Raw genomic sequence first — 25,676 nt, forward strand, 5'->3', positions numbered from 1 at the left:
GTGCTTCAGCCGCGGAGGCGGGCGGCCCTGCGGCGGGTGGTGGTGAACAGGACGCCGGCACCGAGGGCCAGCACGGCGGCGCCACCGATGGCGAGCGGGGCGGTGGAGCCGTCCCCACCGGTCTCCGCCAGCCGCTGGCCACCCGCCGGCGCGGCGCCACCGGCGAGCGGCTTGGTGGCGCCGTCGGCGTGCGCGGCGTTGCCGTCGGGGTGCGCGGCGGTGCCGCCCCCGGCCGGCGCCGGCTTGCCCGCCTCGGCCGACCGGAGCGCGACGCCGTGCCCGGCCGCGGTGCCGCCCTGATGGCCGTGCGCGCTCATGTCCATGGACGACTTGTCCGCACCCGCCGCGATCTGCCCCTCGGTCGGCGCGGAGGCGGCCGGCGCCGTGGACGTACCGCCGGCCTTGCCGCTGTCCTTGCCGAACACGACGTCCGAGCAGGTGTAGAACGCCTCCGGGCTGTCCGACCGCTGCCAGATGCTGTAGATCAGATGGCGCCCGGACCGCGCCGGCACCTTCCCGTCGAAGACGTAGGACCCGTTCACCAGCTTCGGGTCGGTCACCTTCGCGAACGGCTTCGACTCCAGGTCCGACCACTTCAGCGGCTTCGCCGGGTCGTAACCGGCCTTGGTGAGGTACAGCTCGAAGGAGCCGCGGTGCGGCGCGGTGGCCCGGTAGCGGAACGTGTGGTTGCCGGCCTGCATCTTGGTGGCCGGCCAGTCGGCGCGCGGCAGGTCCAGCCCCTTGAACGCGGCGTCACCGGCACTGCAGAGCTTGCCGTCCGGGATCTTCTCCTTGGACTTGCCGCCCGCGTTGCCGTCCCGCACCCCGTTCCAGTCGTAGAACGCCTGCGTCCCGCCGGCCTGCACGGCCGCCTTGCACGCCGCGGACTTCGGGCTCTCCGGCCCCTCCGCGTAACAGGCGAGGACCCGGCTGACCGGGTCGGACATCGAACCGTGCGCGACGGCCGGACTCGCGGTGAGCAGGGTCAGTGCGAGCGGCGCGAGGCCGGCCAGCGCGATCCCGGTGGCCTTACGACGAGCGGTCATCGTGGGGGTCTCCTTCATCAGTTGCGTCGAGCGGGGGCACGAGGCAGCGGAGGGGTGGGGGGTCGGTACGCGGACGCCCGCGCCGTCCCCCGGTGAACGGCGCCGACGACCCGCAACGCCGCCTTGCACTCCGCACGCTAGCCCCGCTGAACAGCCCTTTTGAGCCCGGAAAGCCGATCCCGAGGATCTTTATGGTCGGCTTAAGACACGGCTAAGCGGGGGCACAGGAAGAGGCGTCAGGAGGTCGCCACAACCAGAAGTTGAGCCACCGGCCGTCCGTGACGGTCCGCGGCAGTCCACCGGGATTCGCCTCCTTTGGCTCCCAGTTTGGCTCCCCGGGCGCCTCGCTGACGCCGAGCTCCCGGCAACCAAAAGTGAGAGCCCTGGACACTCCCGTCCGGGGCTCTTCGCTTTGTCGGTACGACCTCGATGCCCGCCGGCGTTCACCCGGCCCTTCGTGGGCGGGGCGTCGAGCTGTGCGCTCGCCGTAATCGTGTGGGCGCCCGCTGTGCCGTTCCACCCATGTTTCGACAGCCAGCACCGCTCCAGGGCTGACTCGCCCAGGCTGCTGCCAGCGGCCTCGACGACCCGTCACCGACCACCGCATCAGGAGTTCGATCCGGGCCCTGTAGCGGGCTGTTGCCCCAGCCTGACAGAAGGCGCCAAAGAACGGTGCTGGTCGCCAGCGTCTGCTGCCGTTGATGTCAGAGGTGGATGTCAGCGACTCGGACACCAGCCCCCGCTGGGGTCGCGGTCCATCTCCGATGGAGTAGCTCCGCCGGCGCTTCGGTGAACTTCAGCCATGCGTCCTCGCTCATGGAGAGATCGTGACTCTCTGGCTGGCGCCGTACCGGAACGGCTCTGCATGCTGGGCGACTCCAATTGGGTGGTCTGTGACTGCCGTCGCCCTCGTCGGCACACTTGGTCGACCACACGACGCCGAGACTGGGCTCCATGAATCACCACTCAAGCGGTGCTATGCCAGAACCGGCTCCAGGTTTCCGGGTTGTGGAGGCGAAGGATCAACTCTCCTCGGCGGCACAAGGGAGGTGGGTTCTGGCAAATGTAGACGGTCACCCTGCAGCCTTTCTGACCCCCGCCGCAGCAGCCGAGGCAACAGGCGCGCCGTCATTGATTGAGTACTTGGAGGGGCGAAAGTCTGGATACATGGCCGATCTGAAGGACCCTAATCAAATCTTTGAGGGTGTCCTAAGATTGAGCGATGCCCATAGGTCGGTAGTCGTGTTCAATAGGGATGTAATTGAATACCTTCATGTCGACCTTGCGAGTCAACTAGAACTAACTTCGGGCTACTGTGAGAATGGATACGATCCGCCGCCTAACAAGACCTGTGAGTCGCTCGGAGATGGGCCTTGTGAGTGCGCCCTAAAGGATCTCACTGAATGACTCGCCCTTTTTGGCCTGAGCGGCCCGTATATCCCAATCAAGGTGCGGCGCTATCGGGCTATGTAGGAATTGGTGCGCCTCTCGTGGCGGCAGCTCAACTCACGACGTTGGGTGTGGTTCTGACTCAGAAAGAGTCGCCATCGTTTATGCCGCACCTCGGTCCAGCTATCGCGTCAATGTGCCTATCCGTGATCCTCATGGTGTTCTCTATCCAATACGGATTTTGGGCGATTAGTTATTGGAATGATCCGGGCCAGAGGCTCGAATGGAATCCGGCTGCCACCCTAGATCTAGGTCAACTTCTCGGCGAGAGGCATAAACTGGCAAACAATAGAATTCTGTTCTCGCGCATTCGGAAAATTGCCGACCGGGCCTTCCGTCTCGGTCTTGCCTTCTTCCTTCTTTCTCTTGCGCTGCTACTCCTGCCACCGGGTGAAGGCTCTAAAGCCACTCCGGACTTGATTCAGAACTCCGATGTCTCCTCGTGGCGTCATTTTGCTGGGTGGAGTATGGGATGTGCATTGTTCGTCGAAATTTGGTGGGGCGGTACAGCGCTACTGCTTGGCGTTTTCCGCTGGTTGAATCGCAAGATGAAATTCGGGTGCCAACCTCCCATTGGGAGATTTCGACTGCGCGTTGCTGCTGTCGCCGGAGGATTGAGCACATTCTTCTGGCGGCTTGGTAAGCCGGTATCGCCAGACCGCTGGACGGCTAAGTATATTGCTATGGGAAGGCCCGAGATGGCGGGTGTCCAAGCTCTATTGGAAAATGCGCAACCGATGCCTGATGAGTTCATCAAAGCGCTAAATGACGAGCCTGAGGAGTGGCCGATTTATGACGTCGTGTGGGAAGGGGAGGATTCTGTAAAACTTACTGGAGGGCGCCTTCAAGGGCGCATTTGGACGACTTGGCCTTGGGGTCTCTTTGGTAGCAACGGGATCTATATCGTGGTCCATCCATTCGGAGCGATTAAAGGTAAGCCTGGCCCAGTGAGGAGGAAGCTAGTTGCGCTAAGGAGGCGCTATTTCAAGCAGGGTGATGCGCAATTGGATAAGGCGCTGGTTTTTCTTGAACAGTATGAGGGTGATGCGGGGGCAATGGGTCTTTGAGGCAACCCGATTCTCCCCATTCTCGTCTCTCTACGGCCTGTTGTGGTCTGCCAGGTTGGCGGAGTCTCAATGACCGAGCCACCCCCCCTACGATCTTGAAAACCGTCGTGGCGGCGACGTAACCGTGGGTTCAAATCCCACACCCACCGCAGATGAACGGTCCCTGACCCGGGAGATCGGTCGGGTCCGCTCTCACGTGCGCTGTCCGTCAATCAACGTGGTTCCCTGTCAGTCACCGGTCGAACGGGCACGGCAGGGTCATGGGCACCTTCTGATCCGTAGTTCTCGTCGCCTGGTCCTTCGTCTCCGCCTTGGTCTCCCTGGTAGCTGTAGCCGCGAGGTGGAAGTGTCAGGCCGGCATTGGGAATCGGCAGGCTCTCTCGCATAAGGAGGAGCAGCTCAAGTTCAGCCTCGTCGAACCTCTGCTACCGCTCGTAGAAGCTAGGGTCGTTGGGAGCATCGTGTACACCGTACGACCCCACGACCAGGCGGCGCTGTAGGCAGCGGAAGCAGAGCGGCCACGGCCCGGTCGGCGTAGAACTGCAGCTGCGCGAGCTTGGCGAAAGCATCAGACTGCCACACCTCTTCCAGCTCAGGCTCTTCTGTGAAGCCGTAGCAATCGTTGTAAGCGGTCCTGGCCAGAGCCTTTACCGCTTCATAGAACTCCATGTACGTCTGTCTGTGGTGCTCGAACGTACGGGCCTCGTCCTCACGAGCCCAGTTTTCGCGCTGGCGCTGGTGCCGTCGCTCACGCTCCCAGGCGACTGTTTCGCGACGGACTGACCAGCGCTGCGTGACCAAAGCGCCAACGGTCCCGAATGGCAGACCGATGGTGTCGATCGTCCCTCGCGTGAATGCTGCACATGCTCGCCACCCGGCGTGGGAGCGCCATATCGGCGACTTGCGCGAAGGGGGCGTTCACATCGTGCAGGGGCCCGAGATCCGGCCCCTGCACGAGCCGAGAGAGGCACCGTCAGGGCGAGAGATTCCATGGTTGGCAGTACTGGAAGCAGTGGCCGGCGCAGGCGCTTGATGGAGCGTCAACCTTGTTGATCTGTAAAAACGGAGGACCCGGGGCCGGCCGTCCGTGGCACCCGCCGTGACGCGAGGCGGGGATGCGGTTCGACGCCCGCCAAGAGACAGCGAACGCCGTTGGGCTCAGCTCGGCGCTGCTCCTCCCGCGTAGCCGGCCAGCAGGTCCGCGATGAGGTCGAGGGCGGTTGATGCCCATCTCTTCATCGTGCTTCTGGTCGTCCTCATACGGTTTCCCTCCGAGTCGGTCTCATCGTTTGCGGGGCCGGACAGAACGGCTGCCACGTACTTGAGGCTGACGGCGGCGGGGAGGAGCAGGACGAGACTCGGCGGAGCCGAGCTCAACCCAACGGCGTATGCGCGTGAGAGTACAACGCGAGACTTCCCGGCGCACCAGGTTGGCGTCGGTGCCCCGTTGTCAGTGGGGGCTGGCAGCATCGGGGTATGAGCAACCACGTGTCCGCGGGAGCGGCTTCGCAGTCTGTTGTGCGGCCCGATGCCGCCTACTGGGAGGCGGTCGCGGCGACCTACGACGACGATCCCGACCACGGGCTGCGTGATCCCGTCGTGCGGTCGGCCTGGGCTGAGCGGCTGCGGTCCTGGCTGCCGGCCGGGCCCGCCGACGTCCTCGACCTCGGGTGCGGCACGGGGAGTCTGGCGCTGCTCGCCGTCGAGCAGGGGCACCGGGTCACCGGCGTCGACCGGGCGGCGGGGATGGTCGAGCGGGCGCGCGCCAAGCTGGCGGGGCGGGAGGCCGCCTTCGTCGTCGGCGATGCGGCCGAACCCCCGGTGGGGGAGCGGCGGTTCGACGTGGTGCTGGTGCGGCATGTGGTGTGGGCGCTCCCCGACCCGGCGGCCGCGCTGCGCCGGTGGGCGGGGCTGCTCGTGCCCGGTGGGCGGCTGGTGCTGGTGGAGGGGCGGTGGGGAGAGGCCGAGCCGGTCGGGCTCCGGGCCGAGGAACTGACCGCGCTGGTACGCCCGTTGGCGGAGTTCGTGGTCCTGGAGGGGCTGTCCGGCGATCCGGCGCTGTGGGGCAAGGAGGTGAGCGACGAGCGGTACGCGCTGATTGCCGACCTGCCGCGCCGGCACACCGAAGTGGTCGATGTGCACCTCGTGCTGCGCCGCGGCGAGGAGGTGCTGCTCGCCCGGCGGTCCGGTACGGGCTATGCGGACGGTCTGCTGAACGCCCCGTCGGGGCACGCCGAGGACGGTGAGGACGTCCGGGAGGCCATGATCAGGGAGGCCGCCGAGGAGTTGGGGCTGCGGCTGAAGCCCGAGGACCTGACGGTCGGGCTCGTCATGCAGCACCGCGCCCCGCCGCCCGCCCGGCCCCGGATCGGCTGGTTCTTCGAGGCGGCCCACGGCGCGGGTGGCGAGCCGCGGAACCGCGAGCCGGACAAGTGCGCCGGGCTGACGTGGCACCGGCTGGACGCGCTGCCGGACGACATGGTCGCGTACTGCCGCGCCGGGCTGGAGGGGCTGCGCGCGGGGCACCGCTTCCTGCTCCACTGGCACCGCCCCGGCGACGCCGTCGCCCACGACCCGGCGGCCCCCGGCCGTGCGATCGCGCTGGATGCCACCGTAGCGACCGCGACGGGAGCAGCGACCGCAGTGACCGCAACGGCCGGCGAGGGCGGGGACGGGCCCGGCGGGGGCGGTGCCCGGCCGTAGGCGTCTCAGTCGCGAACCAACTCCCTTGCGTACCGCCACTCCGCGGCGAACGGCTGATAGCCGAAGGCGCGGTTGATCGCGAGCATCGGGGCGTTGGCGGCGTCATTGCCGGTGAACGCCTCGGTGCAGCCGGCGTCGCGGGCGCGGTGCAGGGAGGCGGTCTTGGCCAGCCGTGCCAGACCGCGTCCGCGGAAGGCGCGGCGGGTGCCGGTCATGGCCGAGGTGTAGCGGCCCAGACCGTCGGTCGCCGGCAAGCTGAAGGCCGCCACCTCGCCGTCGACGGTGACGACCGAGGTGAGGTCCAGGTCGATCAGGGGGTGTTCCCAGGTGCGCACCAGCCAGTCCTCGTAGGTCATGGCGTCGGCCGCGACATCGCCGGGTTCGTCGGCGCTCACCTCCGCGTCCGCCGCGTAGAGCGGGCGCGGGTCGGCGTCCAGGTCCGCGCCGGTCCGCAGCCGGACGCCGGGCGGCAGGGAGGAAGGCAGCGGCGGCAGGGCGGCCGCCGCGAGATCGAGCCGGAGGAAGCGGGCCGGGCGGGTGCGGCGGTAGCCGCGGCTCTCGGCGAAGGCGTGCGGTCCGGGTGCGTCGACCGCCCAGGCGAAGAGGCGGGTGGCGCCGGCCGCGGAGAGATGCTCCTCGGCCGCGGTCAGCAGGGCGCGTCCGATGCCCCGGCCGCAGTGGTCGGGATGTACGTGCGGGGTGGCCGCGGCCTGGCCCGGCATGCTGCTGTCGTGCAGCAGCGTGGCGCGGACCGCGCCGACGATCCTGCCGTCCAGTTCGGCGACGATCAGCCGCAGGGACTGCGCGGGGGCGGCGTGCGCCACCTCGTAGGCGATGCTCTGCGGGGTGGCGATGAGGTGCGGCACGGAGAGCCGGCGCAGATCGGCGACGGCCTTGGCGTCGGAGCGGCGGAAATCGCGCACGGTGAGCGTCATGCGGACGGACGGTACGCGCCACCCCTCCGTTTTGCCGCTCCTTTTCCGGCGCCCGAGGCGCTGTTTGCCTCCGCTTGTGCGCACCGCGAGACGCGTCTGGCGCGTTCCCGATCCCCTCGGGCGATTTGAGCGGCGATTTGAGTGGTCGGTACATCTATCTCGGCGTACGGTGGGCTTGCGGGCCGCCACTCAGGAGGCAGTGGCCGGCCGTCGGCGAGGAGGAGCCGCGACGATGTGCGGAATCACCGGATGGATCTCTTACGGGACCGACCTCACCACCCAGCGCCCCACACTTGAGGCGATGACCGCCACCATGGCCTGCCGCGGCCCGGACGCGGCCGGCGTCTGGCTCGGCACCCACGCCGCGTTCGGCCACCGCCGGCTCGCCGTCATCGACCTCGACGGCGGCACACAGCCCATGGCCGTCGAGCGGGACGGCCGGACCCTGCTCGTCACGACCTACAGCGGCGAGGTCTACAACTACCGCGAGCTGCGCGCCGAGCTGGAGCAGCTGGGCCACGCCTTCCGTACGAGCAGCGACACCGAAGTGGTGCTGCACGCCTACCTCCAGTGGGGCGAGGCGTTCGCCGAGCGCCTCAACGGGATGTACGCCTTCGCCCTGTGGGACCCGCGCACCGAGGAACTGCTGCTGGTCCGCGACCGGATGGGCGTCAAGCCGCTCTACTACCACCCCACCCCCGACGGTGTGCTGTTCGGCTCCGAGCCCAAGGCGATCCTCGCCCACCCCGCCGTGCGGCCCGTGGTCGACGCCGAGGGCCTCGCCGAGCTGATCACCTTCACCAAGACCCCGGGCCACGCCGTCTACCGGGGCATGCACGAGGTGCGTCCCGGGCACGTCGTCCGGGTGGGCCGGGGCGGGCCGTCCGCCCGGTGCTACTGGTCCCTCACGGCCCGCGAGCACACCGACGACCTCGACACCACCGTGGCGCACGTCCGCGAGCTGCTCGACGACATCGTCGCCCGCCAGCTGATCGCCGACGTCCCGCTGTGCACCCTGCTCTCCGGCGGCCTGGACTCGTCCGCCATCACCGCGCTGTCCGCCCGCGCGCTGGCCGCGCAGGGCCGCGGCCCGGTGCGCTCGTTCGCCGTCGACTTCACCGGCTACACCGAGCACTTCACGCCCGATGACCTGCGCGGCACCCCCGACGGGCCGTACGCGCACGCCCTGGCCGAGCACGTCCGCTCCGACCACCGCGACATCGTGCTGGACACCGCGGCCCTGATGGACCCCGGCCACCGCGCCGCGGTGCTCGCCGCGCGCGATCTGCCGAACGGCTTCGGGGACGGCGACACCTCCCTCTACCTGCTGTTCAAGGCCGTCCGCGAGTGGTCCACGGTCGCCCTGTCCGGCGAGTCGGCGGACGAGGTCTTCGGCGGCTACCGCTGGTTCCACGACCCGGAGGCCGTCAACGCCGACACCTTCCCGTGGGTCGCGGCCCGCCTCGCCGGCCGTTTCGCCGGCGGCCGCGCCAGCCGCGAGGCGCTGCTGGACCGCGGCCTCCTGACCAAGCTCGACCTGCGCGGGTACCAGGCCCGCCGCTACCGCGAGGCGCTCGCCGAAGTGCCGTACCTCGACAGCGATACGGGCCACCAGCGCCGAATGCGTGAGGTGAGCCATCTGCACCTGACCCGCTTCGTGCAGATCCTGCTCGACCGCAAGGACCGCGCCAGCATGGCCGTCGGCCTGGAGGTCCGCGTCCCGTTCTGCGACCACCGCCTCGTCGACTACGTCTTCAACACCCCCTGGTCGATGAAGACCTTCGACGGCCGGGAGAAATCGCTGCTGCGCGCCGCCACCCGCGACGTGCTGCCCGATCTGGTGGCCGACCGCGTCAAGAGCCCCTACCCCAGCACCCAGGACCCGTGCTACAACGAGGCGCTGCGCACGGAGTTGATCCACCTGGCCGCCGACCGCGGCGCCCCGGTCCGGCCGCTGCTGGACCCCGGGGCCCTCGCGGGCATCACCGCCGACGGCGCGTCGAACGACATCCGCCCCGGAGCCGAACTGGTCCTCGGCATGAACGCCTGGCTCCGGACGACGGGCACCACCCTGGAGCTCTGACTCCTCGACGCGACCGCGGTCCGGCCCGGGACGTGTTCACGGGCCGGACCGCACGCCCGGCCGGTCCGGTGACCTCCCGGCGCGGCCGGCGCTCCTGACGCACAATGGGTGCGACAAACATGCGCACCGACGGGTACGGGCACCACGGCGCCTCCCGGTCCCACCGGGGGCCGCGGCCCCGCGCCCGCCCGCACCGCCACCAGCACCAGGAGCGCCCCGTGTCCCCGCAGGCCCCGACCCTGACCCTCACCATCGACCCGGACTCGGCCGTCGCGCCGTTCGAGCAGGTACGCACCCAGATCGCGGACCGAGCCAGGGACGGCTCGCTCCCGGTCGGCTACAAACTCCCCACCGTCCGCGGGCTGGCCGAGGAGCTCGGCCTGGCCGCCAACACCGTCGCCAAGGCGTACCGCGCCCTGGAGACCGACGGTGTGATCGAGACCCGCGGCCGCAACGGCAGCTTCCTCGCGGCGGCCGGCGAGGCCGCGGACAAGGAGGCCGCCGCGGCCGCCGAGAGCTACGCCCGCCGCGCCCAGCGCCTCGGCCTGGACCACCGTGCCGCCCTCGCCGCCGTCGAGAACGCCCTGCGTGCCACGTACGGCGCCGACGCCTGAAAGGATCACGCGAGCACCGGAACCACCGGAGCACCCGGAGCACCCGCGGCACCCGGACCGGCAGGGCCGTAGGGGCCACCACCGGAAGGAAATGCACCGCATGACCGACGGCAAGCACGCCCTCGTCCGCCGCCCCGGCCCCCGCCTGGCCGAGGGCCTGGTCACCCATATCGACCGGCGCCCGGTCGACGCCGCACTGGCCCTGCGCCAGTGGGAGTCCTACGTACAGGCGCTTCGCGACCACGGCTGGCGGATCACCGAGGTCGCCCCCGCCGACGACTGCCCCGACGCGGTCTTCGTCGAGGACACCATGGTCATGTTCCGCAACGTCGCCCTGCTCGCCCGGCCGGGCGCCGACCAGCGCAGGCCCGAGATCGCGGACGCCCGCGCGGCCGTCGAGGCGCTCGGCTGCTCCGTCAACGAGATCCGCTCGCCCGGCACGCTGGACGGCGGCGACATCCTCAAGATCGGCGACACCGTCTACGTGGGCCGCGGCGGCCGCACCAACGCCGACGGCGTACGCCAACTCCGCTCCGCCTTCGAGCCCTTGGGGGCCCGGGTGGTCGCGGTGCCGGTCTCCCGCGTACTGCACCTGAAGTCCGCGGTGACCGCGCTGCCCGACGGCACCGTCATCGGCTACCCGCCCCTGGTCGACGACCCCGCCGCCTTCCCCCGCTTCCTGCCCGTCCCCGAGGAGTCCGGCGCCCATGTCGTCCTGCTCGGCGGCGGCCGGCTGCTGATGGCGGCCGGCGCGCCGAGGAGCGCCGAACTCTTCGCCGACCTCGGCTACGAGCCGGTCGTGGTGGACATCAGCGAGTTCGAGAAGCTGGAGGGCTGCGTCACCTGTCTGTCCGTACGGCTGCGCGCGCTGTACGCGTGACGGGCCGGGCCGCCGGGGGCGCGGCTGCCGGACGGGCGGCCGGGCACGGCCGCGCCGGGCGCCGGCGTGCGACCTCTCGTGTGCCTCTCCCGGTCGCGCGCCCGCCCGCGCCTATCGTGACGCCATGAGCAACCTCGATCTGAGACCTTCGCCCAGCCTGTGCGGCGGCAACGGCCGCACCGGCCCGGTCCGTGACGTCCAGCCCGGCAAGCAGGTCCCGCTCGGCGAGAGCACCGTCGTCCGCAGACTGCTGCCCAACCTGGGCCGCCGGATGGTCGGCGCCTGGTGCTTCGTCGACCACTACGGCCCCGACGACATCGCCGACCAGCCCGGGATGCAGGTGCCGCCGCATCCGCACATGGGGCTGCAGACCGTCAGCTGGCTGCGCGAGGGCGAGGTGCTGCACCGCGACAGCCTCGGCAGCCTGCAGACCGTACGGCCGCGGGAGCTGGGACTGATGACCTCGGGCCGGGCCATCGCGCACTCCGAGGAGTCCCCGTACGGGCACGGACCGATGCTGCACGGGGCCCAACTCTGGGTCGCGCTGCCCGGCGAACACCGCGACACCGCCCCGCACTTCGAGCATCACGCCGACCTCCCGGTGATCACCGGCGGCCGCGGCCTCAGCGCCACCGTCATCCTCGGCGAACTGGCCGGCGCCACCTCGCCGGGCACCACCTACTCGCCCCTGGTGGGCGCCGACCTCGCGCTCACCGACGGCACCGACACCCGTCTGCCCCTCGACCCGGACTTCGAGTACGCGGCCCTGACCATCTCCGGCGAGACCGAGGTCGACGGCGTCCGCCTGGCCCCCGGCGCCCTCCTCTACCTGGGCTGCGGCCGCACCGAACTGCCGCTGCGCGCCCACTCCGACAGCAGCCTGATGCTCCTCGGCGGCGAGCCGTTCGAGGAGGAGATCGTGATGTGGTGGAACTTCGTTGGGCGCTCGCACCAGGACATCGAGGAAGCCCGCACGGCGTGGACGGACGGCACCCGCTTCGGCGCCGTCCACGGCTACGACGGTGCCCGCCTCCTGGCCCCCGAACTCCCGCCCGGGCCGCTCAAACCACGCGGACGGGTACGCTGAGCCGGGCCGGTACGGCTTCGGCGGATCATGCCGGGCCGTGAACCCGGCCGGTCGCCGGAGCCGGAGCCGGCGGGAGGGGGGCAGGGTGAGACCCGCGGTCGGGGCGGCCTTGCGCCGCTGTGCGGAGTGCGGCGGCTACGAGTACGGCGGCGCGCCCGCCTGTCCGTCCTGCCGGGCACGGGTGGACGGCATCGTGGAAGAGGGCTGGTCGGCTTTTCTGCGGCACTGGGACGTCCGCGACGACGGCGACCAGGAAGCCGCGCTGGCCGAGATGGTGGTGGCCGAGCCCGACCGTCACGACTGGCGGGTGGTCGACGCCGCACTCGACAGACTGGCCTGCGCCGCGTGCGGTGACCGGCTCGGCCGCGGCCCGGTGGGCTGCTCCGCCTGCGACCCGGCGCACGGCTTCCGCTACGCCGCGATCGAGACGGACCGGCCGGGCGTCGCGCCGGGCAATGAACACGCCGTCCGGGTCAATGTCTCCGTCCTGCGCCGGCCGCAGACCGCCTCCGGGAACGAAGTGCTCGCCAGGCGCCTGGTGTTGCCGATGCTCCTGGTGGGTCTGCTGCCGACCACACCGGAGGCGCACCAGCTGAACGCCCTCATCAAGAGCACCTTCCCGCCCCACGGGGCCTCCCCGACGGGGGATGCCTCCCCGGCGGAGCGTCATCAGCTCGTCGAGCGGGCCGTCGAGGACCTGTTCCGGCGCCACGGCGCCGTCATCCGCCCCACTCCCTGAGCGGCCCCCGGCGGCGGGCCGGCCTACCAGGTGGGGCGGATGGGGCCGCGGGGAGCGAGCCGGGTCAGGTCGGCGACGAGGTTCCTGAAGCGCTCCTCCCCGAGGGACTCCCGCCAGGGCGCCACCGCGGCCCGGGCGGCCTCGTCGGCGGCGCGGGTGGCGGCCCGGCCCTGCTCGGTCCGTTCCGGCAGCCGGGCGCGGGCGTCGTGCGGGTGCGGGCGGCGCAGCAGGTATCCCTTGCCGACGAGTTCCGTGACCAGCTGAGCGGCGGCCTGCTTGGTCACGCCCAGGTGTTCGGCCAGGTCGGCCGTGGTGGCGTCGCGACCACCGCGAGCAGCGCGTACCAGAGACCGGCGCACAGCACCGGCGGCCACAGCACCCGGGTGCGTCTACGTCACTTCACCGCCCTCAGCCACCCTAAGAGGCAGTGACTTGAGGCCGTTGATGAAGTTGGAGACCAGGTGGCGGGGTGGGGCGGCGAGGGTGAGGGTGGGGAGGAGGGGGCAGAGCTCCGCGTGGAACAGGCGGAGTTGGAGGCGGGCGAGGTGGGCGCCCAGGCAGACGTGCGGGCCGTCGCCGAGGGAGACGTGGGGGTTCGGGGCGCGGGTCGGATCGAGGCGGTGCGGGGCGGTGAAGACCCGCTCGTCGTGGTTGGCCGAGCCGTGGAAGACGACGACCTTGTCGCCCGCGCGGATGCGGCGGCCGCCGAGTTCGGTGTCGTGGGCGGCGGTGCGGCGGAAGCTGAGGACCGGCGGATGCCGGCGCAGCAGTTCTTCGAGGGCGGTCGCCGGGTCCGCCCGGCCGGCGCGCAGCGCGCGGTAGGCGTCCGGCTGCCGGGCGAGCGCCAGTACGCCGCCGGGGGCCGCGCTGCGCACGGTGTCGTTGCCGGCGACGGTCAGCAGGAAGAAGAACATCTCCAGCTCGGGCACGGTCAGTTCGGGGTCCGCCGCGAGGACGGTCATGAGGTCGTCGGCCGGGTGGCGGCGCTTGTGGGCGGCCAGGTCGCGGGCGAAGGCGAACATGTCCCCCAGCATCGCGGGGGAGCGGGGATCGGCGGGGCGGCCGTCCGGGCCGGCTGCCGTCGGGTCCGCCTCGTCCGGGTCCTGATAGCCGATGACCCGGCGGGTCCAGTCCAGCAGCAGCCCGCGTTCGCCGGGCGGCACCCCCAGCAGATCGGCGAGGTTGAGCAGCGCGAAGTCGTCCGTGACCTCGGTGACCAGGTCGCACACGCCGGTGGTGGCGCGCGCCGTGTCGACCGCCGTCCGGAGCAGGCCGCGGGCGCGGGCGCGGAAGACGGCGGCGAAGCGGTCGATGCGGCCGCGGGTGAAGGCGCGGCTGACCAGGCGGCGCAGCCGCAGGTGGCCGGGCGGGTCCTGGTTGAGCATCATGCCGCGCAGGAACGGCAGGTCGGCGGGGTCGGGGTCGCGGATCTGGGTGGCCCCCAGCCAGGAGGAGAAGGTGCGGGAGTCCTTCAGGACCCGTACGACGTCGTGGTGCCGGGTGACGGCCCAGAAGCCGGGACCCGCGGGCCAGCCCAGCACCTCGGGCTCCTCCTGCCAGGCCACCGGGTGGTGGTCGCGCAGCAGCCGGTAGGCGGCGTGCGGCAGGCCGTTCGCGTAGCCGCGGGGGTCGAAGACGTCGGGAACGACGGCACCGGGCGGCACGTCGGGCGCGGGCCGGGTCATCGGGCCGCGGGCCGGTCGCTCCGGGGGTCGCTCCCCTCGCCGCGGGGGCCGTCGTCCCGGGCGTCGCCACCGGGACCGTCACCGTCGGCGCGCAGGAAGTCCTCCACCGCCCGGATCAGTTCCAGGGGCGACTCGTCCATGGCGTAGTGCCCGGCCGCCGGCAGTTCGACCAGCTCGCTGTCGGCGTACCACCGCAGCCAGGTCTGCCGCATCAGCTCCGCGGACAGCGCGGGATCCAGCGCCCCGGTCACCGCCAGCGCCGGCACCGCCGCACCCTCGATCTGCGCGGCGAAGCCCTCGGTGGCCCAGGAGTCCAGCCAGGCCCGGAACGCCTCGGGGTCGCTGCGCTCCAGGGAACGGCGCACCATCCGGTCCAGCCAGGCGGCGGGGCGCCGCCCGCCGGTGGTGACGTCGATGATGGTCCGGCGGCTGTCCGGGATGTGCGCCGCGGAGGAGAACAGCTCCCACTGCTCCGGCGGCAGCGGCAGCCCGGAGGCCGGCACCGGCGAGACGCCGACGAGCCGGCGCACCCGGTGCGGTGCCGCGGCCAGCACCCGCTGGGCGACGCTGCCGCCCATCGAGTGGCCGACCACCGAGAAACGCTCCCAGCCCAGCCGGTCGGCGAGCGCCAGCACGTCGTCCGCCCCCTCGGCCGTGGTGTAGGCGCCGGGGGCGTCCTTCGCCTCGCCGTAGCCCCGCAGGTCGACCAGCGCGTAGGCGAACGCGGCCCGGTCGAGGTCGGGCAGGACCGGGTCGAAGGCCGAGCGGTCGGCGAACCAGCCGTGCACCGCCACCACCTTGTGCGGTCCCGTGCCGTGCAGGGCATGAGGCAGGACGAAGGAAGCCACGCGCGCTCCAGAGGTGTCGGGGGTCCGGGCGGGCCGTGCATGCCGGGGGCCGGTCGCCGGCCGGCGGCGGTCACCTGCGACCACACTGGCGGTAACCTCCCTGCCCCGCAAGGGCGTCCGGGCGTACGGGGGGCGGGCCGGTAGCGCGCCCCGCGAAGCGGGCAGGGATCGCGGACATGACCGTCCTCCTGGGAACCTCCGGCTGGCAGTACCCGGACTGGCGCGGCGTCCTCTACCCGCAGGGCTGCCCGCAGCGCCGGTGGCTGGAGGAGTACGCGCGGCACTTCGCGACCGTGGAGAGCAACGCCGCCTTCTACCGGCTGCCGGAGGAGAAGACCTTCGCCGACTGGCGGGAGCGGACCCCCGACGGGTTCGTGATGGCGGTCAAGGCCAGCCGGTACCTGACGCACATCAAGCGGCTGCGCGAGCCGGCGGAGCCGGTGCGGCGGCTGATGGCGCGGGCTGAGGCCCTCGGCCCGCGCCTCGGACCGGTGCTGCTCCAGCTGCCGCCCACCCTGCGGTGCGACACCGGGCTGCTGGACGACTGCCTGGCCTGCTTCCCCGCCGGCGCGCGGGTGGCCGTCGAGCCCCGCCACGACTCCTGGTGGACGCCCCGGGTCCGTACGGTGCTGGAGCGGCACCGCGCCGCGCTGTGCTGGGCGGACCGCGGGTCCCGGCCGGTGACGCCCCTCTGGCGGACCGCCGACTGGGGGTATCTGCGGTTCCACGAGGGGCGCGCCCGGCCCTGGCCGCGCTACGGCGCGCAGGCGCTCACCACCTGGGTGCGGCGGATCGCCGACACCTGGCCCGACCGTGCCGACGTCCACGCGTACTTCAACAACGACCCGGGCGGGGCGGCCGTCCTCGACGCCGTCCGGTTCGCCCGCGCCGCCGCGGCCGCCGGCCGTTCCGTGAGCCGTACGCCGTCCGGGCGTGCCTCCGCCGCCTGACCACTCCGCGGGGATATGTCTGTGCTCGTACCGCGGGGCGAACGAACGAGGTGAGGCACGGATGATCCGCAGACGGGTGGTGGTCTCCGGGAACGTGCAGGGTGTGTTCTTCCGCGACAGCTGCCGGCGCACGGCGAGCGGGCTCGGGGTGGCCGGCTGGGTGCGCAATCTCCCGGACGGGACGGTGGAGGCCGTCTTCGAGGGGGAGCCCGACGCGGTGCAGCGGATGGTGGAGTGGGCCCACGAGGGCCCGCCGATGGCGCACGTCGAGGCGGTCTCGGTGCACGAGGAGGAGCCCGAGGGCCGGCGGGACTTCGAGACCTTGCCGACGCCGGGGGAGTCCTGGTGACCGGCCCGGGGATCACCGGCCGGGCGCGGTCCGGGGCGCGGCCGGGGCGGCGAGGTCGAGGGCGTGCCACACCTCGTCGAGGGCCGCGGCGCACGCCTCGACCTCGTCCGGGGTGTGCACGGCCGAGGGCGCGAGGCGCAGCACCTCCCCGCCGGGCCGGACGCTCGGCGCGTTGACGGCCTGGACGTAGATGCCGTGCCGGTGCAGGAGCCGGGCGGCGGCCTCCTTGCAGCGGTCCTCGTCACCGACGAGGACCGAGACGATGTGGGAGGCGCCGGAGAGATACGGGATGCGGCGCTCCGCCAGGAGGCGCTTGAGGAGGCCGGCACGGGCGTGCAGGCGGGTGCGCTCGCGGTCGGAGGCGCGCAGGTGGCGGACGGCGGCGAGGGCGCCGGCGGCGACGGCCGGCGGCAGTGACGTGGTGAAGATGAAGGGCCGGGAGAAGTTCCGCACCGCGTCGACGAGCGGGGCGGGGCCCGCGATGTATCCCCCGGCGGTGCCGAATCCCTTCCCGAGGGTGCCCATGAGGACGGTGAAGTCGTCGGCGAGGCCCTCGCGGGCCGCGATTCCGGCGCCTCGGGGCCCGTACAGGCCGACCGCGTGCACCTCGTCGAGAAATGTCGTGGCCCGGTACCGGCGGGCCACCGCGGCGATCTCGGCGAGCGGCGCGACATCGCCGGACATGGAATAGACGGATTCCGCCACGATCAGCTTGGGGCGGTCCGGGTCGGCGGCGGCGAGCAGTTCTTCCAGATGCGCGGTGTCGTTGTGGCGGAAGACCCGCTTTTCGGCGCCGCTGTGCCGCAGCCCGTCGATGAGAGAGGCGTGGTTGAGCTCGTCGGAGAGGACGAGGCAGTCGTCCATCCGGCCGGCGAGAACCGTCAGCGCTCCGTCGTTCGCGGCATATCCGGAGCTGAACAGTAAGGCGGAATCCTTGCCGTGGAGGGCGGCCAGTTCCTTTTCGAGCCGGACGTGATGGGGATGGGTTCCGCCGATGTTCCGCGAGCCCCCGGAACCGGCCCCGTACGTGTCGATGGCCCGCTTCATCGCCTCCAGCACCACCGGGTGCTGACCCATGCCGAGATAATCGTTGCTGCACCAGACGAGCGCCTCGGCCGGTGCGCTGCCGGGCCGCGCGGCGCGGGTGCGGGCACGGGGAAAACGTCCGGCGTGCCGCCCGACTTCCAGGAACTCCCGTCTGCCGTTTCCCAGTTCCGCCAGTTCGCGGGAGAAGAATTCCAGGTGCTGTGACATGAGGCCGCCTCGATATCGGTGATGGTGGTGCCCATCGTGGGCCGGGGTGCGCCGCGTGATCGAGGCTGTTGACGCACGACGACAGTGGGTGGACAGCGGGCGGCGGCCGGGGTACGAAGAGCGACGGCTGCCCCGCCACAGCCACGGGGACGCGCCCCGTCGCTCCCGCGGCGGGGCGGCCGGAAACAGCGTGCACTCCTTTCGGAAAACCCCCAGAACGGAGCCCGTCAATGTCCCTCTCGGCAGCGGCCTTACTCGCGGAATCCGCGGCGCGTCGGCCCGACCACCCGGCGGTCGTCCACGACACGGAAAGCGTGACGTACCGCGAACTCTGGTACCGGGCCCGGCAGTACGCGGCAGTACTGCGGCAGCGGGGAATCGGGCCGGGCGACAGCGTGGCGCTGCTGCTGCCCAACTCGCCGGAATTCCCGGCCGCGTATTTCGGGATTCTGGCGCTCGGTGCGGTCGTGGTACCGGTGAACACCCTGCTGAAAGCGGCCGAGATCGACCATGTGCTGCGGGATTCGGGCGCGCGGGCGCTGGTGTGCGCGGGGCCGCTGCTCGGCGAGGCGGCCGGCAGCGCCGGGGCGGCCGGGGTGCCGCTCCTCGCGGTGCTGCCGGGCGGTGACCCGCGGGTACCGCGCCTCGACGAACTCGCCGCCCGCGCCGAGCCGATCGGCCGCCACGTACCGCGCGAGCCCGGCGACACCGCGCTGGTCCTCTACACCTCCGGCACCACGGGGCGGGCCAAGGGCGCGGTGCTCACCCAGCTCAACGTCGTGATGAACGTCGACACCACGATGCTGTCCCCCTTCGACTTCCGGCCCGACGACCGCCTGCTGGGGTGTCTGCCGCTGCACCACTCCTTCGGCCAGATGTGCGCGATGAACGTCTGCTTCCGGGCCGGGGCGACGCTGGTGCTGAGGGACGGATTCGACGCGGAGGACGTCCTGGAAACCATGGAGCGGTACCGCTGCACGGTGTTCATGGGCGTCCCCACCATGTACACGGCGCTGCTCGACGCGGCCGAACTGACCGGCCACAGACCGCAGTTGGACCGGGCGTACTCCGGCGGGTCGGCGCTGCCGGTGACCGTGCTCGACGCGTTCGAGAAGGTCTTCGGCTGCCCGGTCTACGAGGGGTACGGCCTGACGGAGACCTCGCCGGTGGTGGCGTACAACCAGAAGGCGTGGCCCCGGCGGCCGGGCACCGTGGGGTGGCCGATATGGGGCGTGGAGGTGGAGATCGCCCGCGCCGACCTGGAGGGCGTGATCGAGCTGCTGCCCGCCGGGGAGCTGGGCGAAGTGGTCGTCCGCGGGCACAACGTGATGGCCGGGTATCTGGGCCGGCCCGAGGCGACGGCCGCGGCGGTGGTGGACGGCTGGTTCCGCTCGGGCGACCTCGGCACCAAGGACGCCGAGGGCTGTCTGACCCTCGTCGACCGCAAGAAGGACCTGGTGCTGCACGGCGGGTTCAACGTCTACCCGCGCGAGGTGGAGGAGGTGCTGACGGGGCATCCGGCGGTGTCCCAGGTCGCGGTCGTCGGTCTTCCGCACGAGGTCTACGGCGAGGTGGTGTGTGCCGTGGTGGTGCCCCGGGCGGGTGTCGCACCGGGGCCCGCGCTCGCCCGGGAGATCATCACCTGGAGCAAGGAGCGCCTGGCGGTCTACAAGTGCCCGCGGTCGGTGGAGTTCGTCGACGCGTTCCCGCTCGGCCCCAGCGGCAAGGTCCTCAAGCGGGAACTGGCCGCCACGTACGCGCCCCCGGAACCCCGCCAGCGGCCCGGCGGGCGCGGCGGGGAGTGCCGCTCACCGTCTACCGCTCACAGGTACAGTCCCGCGTCGGCCCCCGAGTCCTGGGGCGGGACCGACGCGGGCCCGGTGCCGCGGCGGAGCGCGTAGAGCTCGGCCAGGGTGGCGCCGTCCCGGCCGATGCCGCGGTCGGTGCCGAGCCAGCCGGCCGCCTCGGCCCGGGTCAGCGGGCCCACCTCGATCCGGGCCAGACAGCGGCCGGGGCGGACCACCGCCGGGTGCATCCGCTCCAGGTCCTCGTTGGTGGTCACCCCGACCAGCACGTTGCGGCCCTGGCCCAGCAGCCCGTCGGTGAGGTTGAGCAGCCGCGACAGGGCCTGGCCCGCGGCGTGCTTGGCCTCGCCGCGGATCAGTTCGTCGCAGTCCTCCAGGAGCAGCAGCCGCCAGCGGCCCTTGCCGGTGCTGTCGTCCTCCCCGATGGCGATGTCCATGAGGTAGCCGACGTCGTTGAACAGCCGCTCCGGGTCCAGTACGCAGTCCACCTGGCACCAGTCGCGCCACGAGCGGGCGAGGGTGCGCAGCGCGGAGGTCTTGCCCGTGCCGGGCGGGCCGTGCAGCAACAGCAGCCGGCCGGCGATCTCCTCGGGCGCCACCTTCATCAGCCGGTCCATCGCCTCGGCGACCGGCGCGGTGTAGTTGGGCCGGATCTCCTCCCAGGTCCCGGCCGAGATCTGCCGGGAGGTGCGGTGCGGGCCGCGGCGCGGCGAGAAGTACCAGAAGCCCATCGGGACGTTCTCCGGCTGCGGCGCCGGCTCGTCCTCCGCCCCGTCCGCGGCCTGCCCCAGGACGTTCTCGGCCAGCTCGTCGGTGACGGCGGTGACCGACACGTCCGCGCCGCGGTTCCAGCGGGACACCAGCAGCGTGTAGCCGTCGCCCTCGGCGAGGGTGGCGCTGCGGTCCTCGTCCCGCGCCGAGCGCACGATCCGCGCGCCCGGCGGCAGCAGCGTCAGCCCGGACCGCACCCGGTCCACCGACCGGCTGCGGGAGTACGGCTGCTCGCCCTTGGTGAACCGGCCCAGGAAGAGCGCATCGATGACGTCGGACGGCGAATCGCTGTCGTCCATGGTCAGACGGAGCGGAAGGGACTCCTCCGCGGCGGACGGCTGGACGTGGTCGGCACACATGCCGCCATGATCCGGCACCCGTCCCGCCCCGTACACGGAATTTCCCGGTGATTTCCCCGTGCGGAGCAGCAGCAGTTCACCCGGAAACCGGGTGTACCGGCCGGTTGGCTCGGTAATCTCCCTTTGTGAGACGTCATGGTGGGGAACGTCGGAGTACCGCCCTGGTGATCGCCGCGGGTGCGACCGCGCTGGCGCTGCTGCTGGTCACCCTGGTGATGTGCGCGGGACCGGGCGGCCGGGACCGGGACCGGGACGCGAAGGGCGTCGCGCCTCCGCACCCCACCGGCCCGGCCGTCGGCTGGGGGTTCACCCACACCCAGTTCAGCGCGGACCGCGGGGCCGGCCCGGCCACCGAGCGGGCCACCCGTCTGCTGGCCGGCAGCCCCGTGCCGCAGAACCAGCACATCATGGGCTGGGGCGCCCGGAACCCCGAACCGAGCCCGGGCCGCTACGACTTCGCCGACCTGGACCGCCGGCTCGCGCTGATCCGGCGCACCGGCGGCACACCCGTCGTCACCCTGTGCTGCGCGCCGGACTGGATGAAGGGCGGCCGGGCCGGCAGCACCGACTGGAGCACCCTGGAGAAGGCCCCCGACCCGGCGCACTACGCGGACTTCGCGGCCCTCGCGGGAAAGATCGCCCGACGCTACCCGGACGTGCGGCACTTCGTCGTCTGGAACGAGTTCAAGGGGTTCTTCGACGACGCGAAGGGCCGCTGGGACAGCGAGGGCTACACCCGGCTGTACAACCTGACCTACCGCGCGCTCAAGAAGGTCAACGAGGCCGTCCGGGTGGGCGGTCCCTACCTGGTGATGGACAGCTACCTGCCCGGCGACGACACGCACGCCTCCCGCGTCACGGGCCCCTGGGGCAGCCTCGACCAGCGGACCGTCGACGCACTGACGTACTGGAACCGGCACAAGGCCGGTGCGGACTTCCTGGTCGTCGACGGCTCCAGCTACAGCAAGGACGACCGGTACGCCCCGGACGAGTTCACCGCCGCCCGCAAGTTCGCCGACGTGGGCCGGTGGCTGCGCCGGGAGACCGGACTGCCGCTGTGGTGGGCGGAGTGGTACGTCGAGGTCGCGGCCGGCGGCGCGCGGGGCCGGGCGCCGGCCTGGAGCGAACGCAAACGCGTCGCCGCGCACGCCGCCGCGCTGATCGAGATGGCGGCGGGCGGCGCCACCAGCGGCTTCTACTGGAACCCGGAGGACGAGGGCGGGTCCGGCAGCTGCCCGGGGTGCCTGTGGACCAGCACCGAACAGGACGACGGCGGGCGCGCACTGCCGATGTTCACGCTGCTCGCGCGGTTCTCCCGGGCGTTCCCGCCCACGGCCCGGCCCCGCGCGTTCGACACCGGCCGCGCCACGGTGCCGGGGCTGGCCGACGACCGCAGCGCGCTGGTCGTGAACACCTCGGACCGGGCCGGCACCGCGACGGTGGACGGCAAGCGGCTCACCCTCGCCGGGTACGAGGTCCGGTGGGTCGACCGGTCCTGACGCGGCACGCGGCACGGCCCCCGGCCTCACGACAGCGTCAGGAACCGCTGCACCAGTGCCGCCACGAACACCAGCAGCAGCGGCACCGCGAACCAGAACAGGCCCTGGGTCCACTGCGCCCGGCGCGGACCCGGCGCCATCGCGACCCGCAGCACCTCACGGGCCGTCAGCACCGCGACCAGCGCGAGCAGGGCGAGCCCACCGAGCACCGACCACGGGGTCCAGGTCACCTTCGGGCCCGCCGGGCCGGGCCGGGGCAGGGGCACCTCGCCCGCCGGCCGCCGGCCGAGTGCGTAGACCGCCGCGTGCTCGTTGGACAGCACCCGCCGCAGCTCGGAACGCCGGTCCAGGGCGGTGCGCAGCCGCCCCTCCCACCCCGCCGGGTAGCCCGAGTCCAGCCGCAGCGCCTCCGCCTGGCCGTGGTTGACGACGAGGTACGACTGCGGCCCGGCGGCCCGCAGCGCGGTGACGAGCGGCCCGACCCGCACCGGGTCCCGGGGGGCCAGGACCGGGGTGTACTGCACCCGCTCCATGTCCCGGGCGCCCCAGGGCATCGCCGGGGTGACGCTGTTGACGGGGTCGTCGCTCAGCCACAGCAGCCGTGCCGTCGGCCGGTCGTGGGCGTAGACGTAGTCCATCGCGGCGACCTCGCCGGGCCTGATCCGCTCGAACGGCTCGTTGCCCCAGCGGGCGACGAGGAAGCCGACGGCCAGCACCAGCCCGGTCAGCAGCGCGGCGAGCGGCCCCAGCGCCCGCCGGGCGGCGCCGGCACCCGGGCGGGCACCGCCGGGGACCCGCGGGAACAGCGCCAGCGCCGCCAGCACACAGGCCCCCGGCAGCGCGAACAGAAAGACCCGCAGGGCCATTTCGCCGCCGTAGGACTGCATCCCGAAGGCCAGGAACGGGACGAAGGTGAGCACCGGGAGGGCGCGGTCGGCGAAGCCGGCCGCGCGGCGGCGCAGCACCCCCCAGCAGGCGAGCGTCAGTACCCCGCCCGCCAGCCCCACCCGGGCGTACAGGACGGCCTTGTGGGTGGCGTCGCCGCCGGCGATCCGGTCCGTCACGGAGGAGGCGACGTTGCCGCCGATGCCGCCGAGCCCGCCGAACAGCTCGTCGAAGTGCCCCGACCAGTACGGCTCGGCCAGGAACCCCACCCACGCCGCGACCAGCACGGCCAGCAGCAGCGGCAGTCCGCGCAGGGTGCAGCGTCGGACCAGCACCAGGGCGGTGAGCACGCCGAGCATCACGAACGGGGTGAGCTGATGGCCCGCCACGGACGCCGCGAACAGCGCGATCAGCGTGACCAGCAGGACCGTGCGCCGGTCCCGGCCCGCCGGGGGCGGCTCCGCCTCGCCCGGCCGCAGCCGCCCGGTGGGCGGCCGCGCCCCGCGGAACCACACCAGCAGGATCGCCACGAAGACGAGGTACAGCAGGTAGGTGAACCCCTGCGGGGAGAAGTAGTCCTGGCCGACCCAGCCGCACAGCGCGAACAGCCAGGCCGCGTACCACTTCGCCCGCCGGCTCGCCCGTATTGCGGTCAGCAGCAGGAACAGCGGTGCCAGATACAGGAGTTGCAGGGCGAGCGGCCACCAGCGCAGCACCTCGGTGAAGTCGGTGACGCCGCACGCCCCGGCGACGAACCGCACCCCGGCGAAGAAACCGGGCCAGCTCCAGCGCGCGTCCAGGTCCGGTACCGCCGTGCCGGTGCGGCCCAGGTAGTCCAGGAAGCCCAGGTGCTGCCAGGCCGTCGGGAAGCGCGGTTCGCGCTCCAGCACGGCCGGCAGCGCGTGCAGCGCCACCACCGTCGTCAGCAGCACCGCGGCGGGCAGCGCCCGCCGCGGCCCCGGCAGCGACAGCGCCCAGGCGAACGCGGCCACCAGCACGACCACGCCGGCCAGTGTGGCGGCGGGCAGGACCGAGATCAGTCCCAGCCCGTTCATCCGGTCCAGGCCGGCGTCGCCCAGGCCGCGCAACGGGAGCCAGAACAGGGCGAGTCCGGCGGCCAGCAGCGCCCAGCCGGCCGCTGCCCGGTGCCGGCCGCGGCGCCCCGGCGTCCCCGGCGGGCGGGGGCCCCGGCGGGGCGGGGCCGTCCCGGACGCCTCCGCCGCCCGGTGCGCTTCCCGCGAGTACGGGCCGCCGCCGTCCCCGAGGTCGCCGTACACCGCCAGGTCCGCCAGGTCGCCGTCCGGGGCGAGCCCGTCCGCCGGGGCCCGGGTGAGGGGGGCCGCCGCCACCTGCCCGCGCAGCACCCGGCGCAGCCGTGGGCTCGCGAGGGTGACGATCACCGCCAGGCTGGCGGCCTCGGCGACGCCCGCGCCGGTGAGCCCCATCCGCGGCAGCAGCACCAGCGTCAGCCCGAGCACCAGCACGCACAACAGGCCCTGCAGCGCGGCCAGTCCGGCCGTCCGGCTCTGCGCCCGCAACACCGCGAAGTGCACCTCCATCACCACCCGCAGCGCGGCGCCCACCGCCAGCCAGCGCAGCAGCGGCGTCGCCGCCCGCGCGTACCCGGCGCCGAAGACGCCCAGCAGATACGGGGCGAGGACGAACAGGGCGAGGCACCCCGGCAGCATGATGCGGGCCATCCGCCGCAGTGCCGCCCGGGTGTGCTGGGCCAGCCGCGCCGGGGCGTGCGCGCCCTCGACGGTCAGCGACGAACCCATGTTGAGGGCCAGCAGATTGACCGTGCCGCCGATGGTGGTGGTGATGTAGAAGTACGCGTTGTCCGCCGCGCCGACCTGCGAGGCCACCAGCACGGGGACGAGATGGACCACGGCCAGGGAGAACAGCGAGCCGGTGGAGTCGCCGGCCAGGAACCGGACCGTCTGCCGCAGGGACGGCGGCCGGGCGGTGCGCTGCGTCCTGCGTACGTGGCGGGGGATCAGCCGGCGGAAGACCAGCCAGCCCAGCGGGAGCACCGAGACCCCGATCGCCGCGACCCACGAGACGAAGACCCCGGCGGTGGGCACCGCGGCGGCCAGCACCACCAGCAGCCCCAGCTTCACCGTGGAGAAGGCGAGGTTGCCGACGGGTACCCACAGGGCGCTGCGCAGCCCGGTCAGCACGCCGTCCTGGAGGGTGAGCAGCGACCAGGCGACCACCGCCAGCACGAACCCGAGGCCGTTGGTGAACCCGTGCAGGAAGCGGTAGGAGGGGCCCCAGAGGTCGAGGGTGAGCAGGAAGACGGTCGCGGCGAGCGCCACGACCACCGAGCTGGCGGCGTAGGCGCGCCGTACCAGCCGGCCGGTGGTGTGGCCGGCCACCGGGAGGAAGCGGGCCAGCGCGCCGGTCAGCGTCAGCGCGGCCAGCCCCGCCAGCAGCTTCATCGCGGCGATCGCCGCCGAGCCCTGGCCGACCGCGGACTCCGTGTAGCAGTGGGCCGCGACCAGCCAGAATCCCAGGCCCAGCAGTCCGGAGACGCCGGTGTTGAGCATCAGCGCGTAGGCGTTGCGGAACAGCGGACTGCCGCCGTCCCGCCCGCCCCGCCGCGGCTCCCGCTCGGCGCGTTCGGCGGCCTTGGTGGTGGTGTCGGACACCGGCTCAGCTGCCCTTT

The 25,676-nt window shown here is 72.4% G+C and carries 18 protein-coding genes and 1 pseudogene; 11 read left to right on the forward strand and 8 right to left on the reverse strand.

Features of this window, described 5'->3' with window-relative positions; translation table 11 throughout:
* Positions 1–5: 5 nt before the first annotated feature.
* Entirely contained in the window at positions 6–1,046 is a 1,041-nt protein-coding gene (locus tag SL103_RS10655; RefSeq protein ID WP_069568610.1) for a lytic polysaccharide monooxygenase auxiliary activity family 9 protein, read from the reverse strand.
* 1,595 nt (positions 1,047–2,641) lie between these two features.
* Between SL103_RS10655 and SL103_RS37750 the strand changes: the two genes are divergently transcribed.
* Together SL103_RS37750 and SL103_RS10660 are read left to right on the forward strand one after the other, a co-directional pair.
* Complete coding sequence (locus SL103_RS37750) at positions 2,642–3,562, forward strand: hypothetical protein (protein WP_164492783.1); 921 nt, start codon at positions 2,642–2,644, stop codon at positions 3,560–3,562.
* 1,476 nt (positions 3,563–5,038) lie between these two features.
* On the forward strand, positions 5,039–6,265 hold the full coding sequence (locus SL103_RS10660; protein ID WP_079145682.1) for a methyltransferase domain-containing protein: 1,227 nt from the start codon (positions 5,039–5,041) through the stop codon (positions 6,263–6,265).
* A gap of 5 nt (positions 6,266–6,270) precedes the next feature.
* Here SL103_RS10660 and SL103_RS10665 read toward each other — a convergent pair whose 3' ends face one another.
* Positions 6,271–7,200, reverse strand: coding sequence for a GNAT family N-acetyltransferase (locus SL103_RS10665; protein WP_069568612.1), 930 nt, complete (start codon positions 7,198–7,200; stop codon positions 6,271–6,273).
* Between the two features lie 232 nt (positions 7,201–7,432).
* Between SL103_RS10665 and asnB the strand changes: the two genes are divergently transcribed.
* The 5 genes from asnB (at position 7,433) to SL103_RS10690 (ending at position 12,603) form a co-directional block, all read left to right on the forward strand.
* On the forward strand, positions 7,433–9,283 hold the full coding sequence (gene asnB / locus SL103_RS10670; protein ID WP_069568614.1) for an asparagine synthase (glutamine-hydrolyzing): 1,851 nt from the start codon (positions 7,433–7,435) through the stop codon (positions 9,281–9,283).
* A gap of 218 nt (positions 9,284–9,501) precedes the next feature.
* Complete coding sequence (locus SL103_RS10675; RefSeq protein WP_069568616.1) at positions 9,502–9,897, forward strand: GntR family transcriptional regulator; 396 nt, start codon at positions 9,502–9,504, stop codon at positions 9,895–9,897.
* 100 nt (positions 9,898–9,997) lie between these two features.
* Positions 9,998–10,777, forward strand: a complete 780-nt coding sequence (gene ddaH / locus SL103_RS10680; protein WP_069568617.1) for a dimethylargininase — start codon at positions 9,998–10,000, stop codon at positions 10,775–10,777.
* Between the two features lie 124 nt (positions 10,778–10,901).
* Complete coding sequence (locus SL103_RS10685) at positions 10,902–11,864, forward strand: pirin family protein (protein WP_069568619.1); 963 nt, start codon at positions 10,902–10,904, stop codon at positions 11,862–11,864.
* Positions 11,865–11,949: 85 nt separating this feature from the next.
* The gene (locus SL103_RS10690; protein ID WP_244303882.1) at positions 11,950–12,603 is read left to right on the forward strand and encodes a hypothetical protein; all 654 of its coding nucleotides are present in this window, start codon (positions 11,950–11,952) and stop codon (positions 12,601–12,603) included.
* 23 nt (positions 12,604–12,626) lie between these two features.
* Here SL103_RS10690 and SL103_RS36805 read toward each other — a convergent pair.
* From SL103_RS36805 to SL103_RS10705, 3 genes and pseudogenes are all read right to left on the reverse strand, one after another.
* Positions 12,627–12,953 (reverse strand): annotated as a pseudogene (locus SL103_RS36805) (MarR family winged helix-turn-helix transcriptional regulator); the annotation flags it as partial.
* A gap of 39 nt (positions 12,954–12,992) precedes the next feature.
* Positions 12,993–14,288, reverse strand: coding sequence for a cytochrome P450 (locus tag SL103_RS10700; RefSeq protein ID WP_069568621.1), 1,296 nt, complete (start codon positions 14,286–14,288; stop codon positions 12,993–12,995).
* Positions 14,285–15,136, reverse strand: a complete 852-nt coding sequence (locus tag SL103_RS10705) for an alpha/beta fold hydrolase (protein WP_079145683.1) — start codon at positions 15,134–15,136, stop codon at positions 14,285–14,287. The genes SL103_RS10700 and SL103_RS10705 overlap by 4 nt, the downstream gene beginning before the upstream one ends.
* A 176-nt stretch (positions 15,137–15,312) precedes the next feature.
* Here SL103_RS10705 and SL103_RS10710 point away from each other — a divergent pair, with 176 nt between their 5' ends.
* A complete protein-coding gene (locus SL103_RS10710) occupies positions 15,313–16,086 on the forward strand; it encodes a DUF72 domain-containing protein (RefSeq protein WP_069568623.1) in 774 nt (257 codons plus the stop codon).
* 61 nt (positions 16,087–16,147) lie between these two features.
* Positions 16,148–16,435 (forward strand): acylphosphatase, encoded by a 288-nt coding sequence (locus SL103_RS10715; RefSeq protein ID WP_208869845.1) that lies wholly within the window; start codon positions 16,148–16,150, stop codon positions 16,433–16,435.
* Positions 16,436–16,447: 12 nt separating this feature from the next.
* On the opposite strand, the gene hemA is transcribed toward SL103_RS10715, so the two are convergent.
* On the reverse strand, positions 16,448–17,689 hold the full coding sequence (gene hemA / locus SL103_RS10720) for a 5-aminolevulinate synthase (protein ID WP_069568624.1): 1,242 nt from the start codon (positions 17,687–17,689) through the stop codon (positions 16,448–16,450).
* A gap of 230 nt (positions 17,690–17,919) precedes the next feature.
* Between hemA and SL103_RS10725 the strand changes: the two genes are divergently transcribed.
* Positions 17,920–19,590, forward strand: coding sequence for a long-chain-fatty-acid--CoA ligase (locus SL103_RS10725; RefSeq protein ID WP_079145684.1), 1,671 nt, complete (start codon positions 17,920–17,922; stop codon positions 19,588–19,590).
* Here the strand turns inward: SL103_RS10725 and SL103_RS10730 are convergent.
* Positions 19,512–20,624 (reverse strand): DUF5925 domain-containing protein, encoded by a 1,113-nt coding sequence (locus tag SL103_RS10730; protein ID WP_069568625.1) that lies wholly within the window; start codon positions 20,622–20,624, stop codon positions 19,512–19,514. The genes SL103_RS10725 and SL103_RS10730 overlap by 79 nt on opposite strands.
* A 164-nt stretch (positions 20,625–20,788) precedes the next feature.
* Between SL103_RS10730 and SL103_RS37485 the strand changes: the two genes are divergently transcribed.
* Complete coding sequence (locus SL103_RS37485; protein ID WP_244303883.1) at positions 20,789–22,123, forward strand: GH39 family glycosyl hydrolase; 1,335 nt, start codon at positions 20,789–20,791, stop codon at positions 22,121–22,123.
* Between the two features lie 26 nt (positions 22,124–22,149).
* On the opposite strand, the gene SL103_RS10740 is transcribed toward SL103_RS37485, so the two are convergent.
* Positions 22,150–25,659: a lipopolysaccharide biosynthesis protein gene (locus tag SL103_RS10740; protein ID WP_069568628.1), complete on the reverse strand. Its 3,510-nt coding sequence runs from the start codon at positions 25,657–25,659 to the stop codon at positions 22,150–22,152.
* Positions 25,660–25,676 lie beyond the last annotated feature (17 nt).

The organism is Streptomyces lydicus (assembly GCF_001729485.1).
GTDB classification, from domain to species: Bacteria; Actinomycetota; Actinomycetes; order Streptomycetales; family Streptomycetaceae; genus Streptomyces; species Streptomyces lydicus_D.

What these genes read in the sequence shown, in the direction of transcription:
- SL103_RS10660 (WP_079145682.1), top strand. Translation starts at nt 5,039, where the DNA reads ATGAGCAACCACGTGTCCGCGGGAGCGGCTTCGCAGTCTGTTGTGCGG.
- SL103_RS10710 (WP_069568623.1), top strand. Translation starts at nt 15,313, where the DNA reads ATGACCGTCCTCCTGGGAACCTCCGGCTGGCAGTACCCGGACTGGCGC.
- SL103_RS10730 (WP_069568625.1), bottom strand. Translation starts at nt 20,624, where the DNA reads ATGTGTGCCGACCACGTCCAGCCGTCCGCCGCGGAGGAGTCCCTTCCG.
- SL103_RS10685 (WP_069568619.1), top strand. Translation starts at nt 10,902, where the DNA reads ATGAGCAACCTCGATCTGAGACCTTCGCCCAGCCTGTGCGGCGGCAAC.
- asnB (WP_069568614.1), top strand. Translation starts at nt 7,433, where the DNA reads ATGTGCGGAATCACCGGATGGATCTCTTACGGGACCGACCTCACCACC.
- ddaH (WP_069568617.1), top strand. Translation starts at nt 9,998, where the DNA reads ATGACCGACGGCAAGCACGCCCTCGTCCGCCGCCCCGGCCCCCGCCTG.
- SL103_RS10725 (WP_079145684.1), top strand. Translation starts at nt 17,920, where the DNA reads ATGTCCCTCTCGGCAGCGGCCTTACTCGCGGAATCCGCGGCGCGTCGG.
- hemA (WP_069568624.1), bottom strand. Translation starts at nt 17,689, where the DNA reads ATGTCACAGCACCTGGAATTCTTCTCCCGCGAACTGGCGGAACTGGGA.
- SL103_RS10700 (WP_069568621.1), bottom strand. Translation starts at nt 14,288, where the DNA reads ATGACCCGGCCCGCGCCCGACGTGCCGCCCGGTGCCGTCGTTCCCGAC.
- SL103_RS10655 (WP_069568610.1), bottom strand. Translation starts at nt 1,046, where the DNA reads ATGACCGCTCGTCGTAAGGCCACCGGGATCGCGCTGGCCGGCCTCGCG.
- SL103_RS10665 (WP_069568612.1), bottom strand. Translation starts at nt 7,200, where the DNA reads ATGACGCTCACCGTGCGCGATTTCCGCCGCTCCGACGCCAAGGCCGTC.
- SL103_RS10715 (WP_208869845.1), top strand. Translation starts at nt 16,148, where the DNA reads ATGATCCGCAGACGGGTGGTGGTCTCCGGGAACGTGCAGGGTGTGTTC.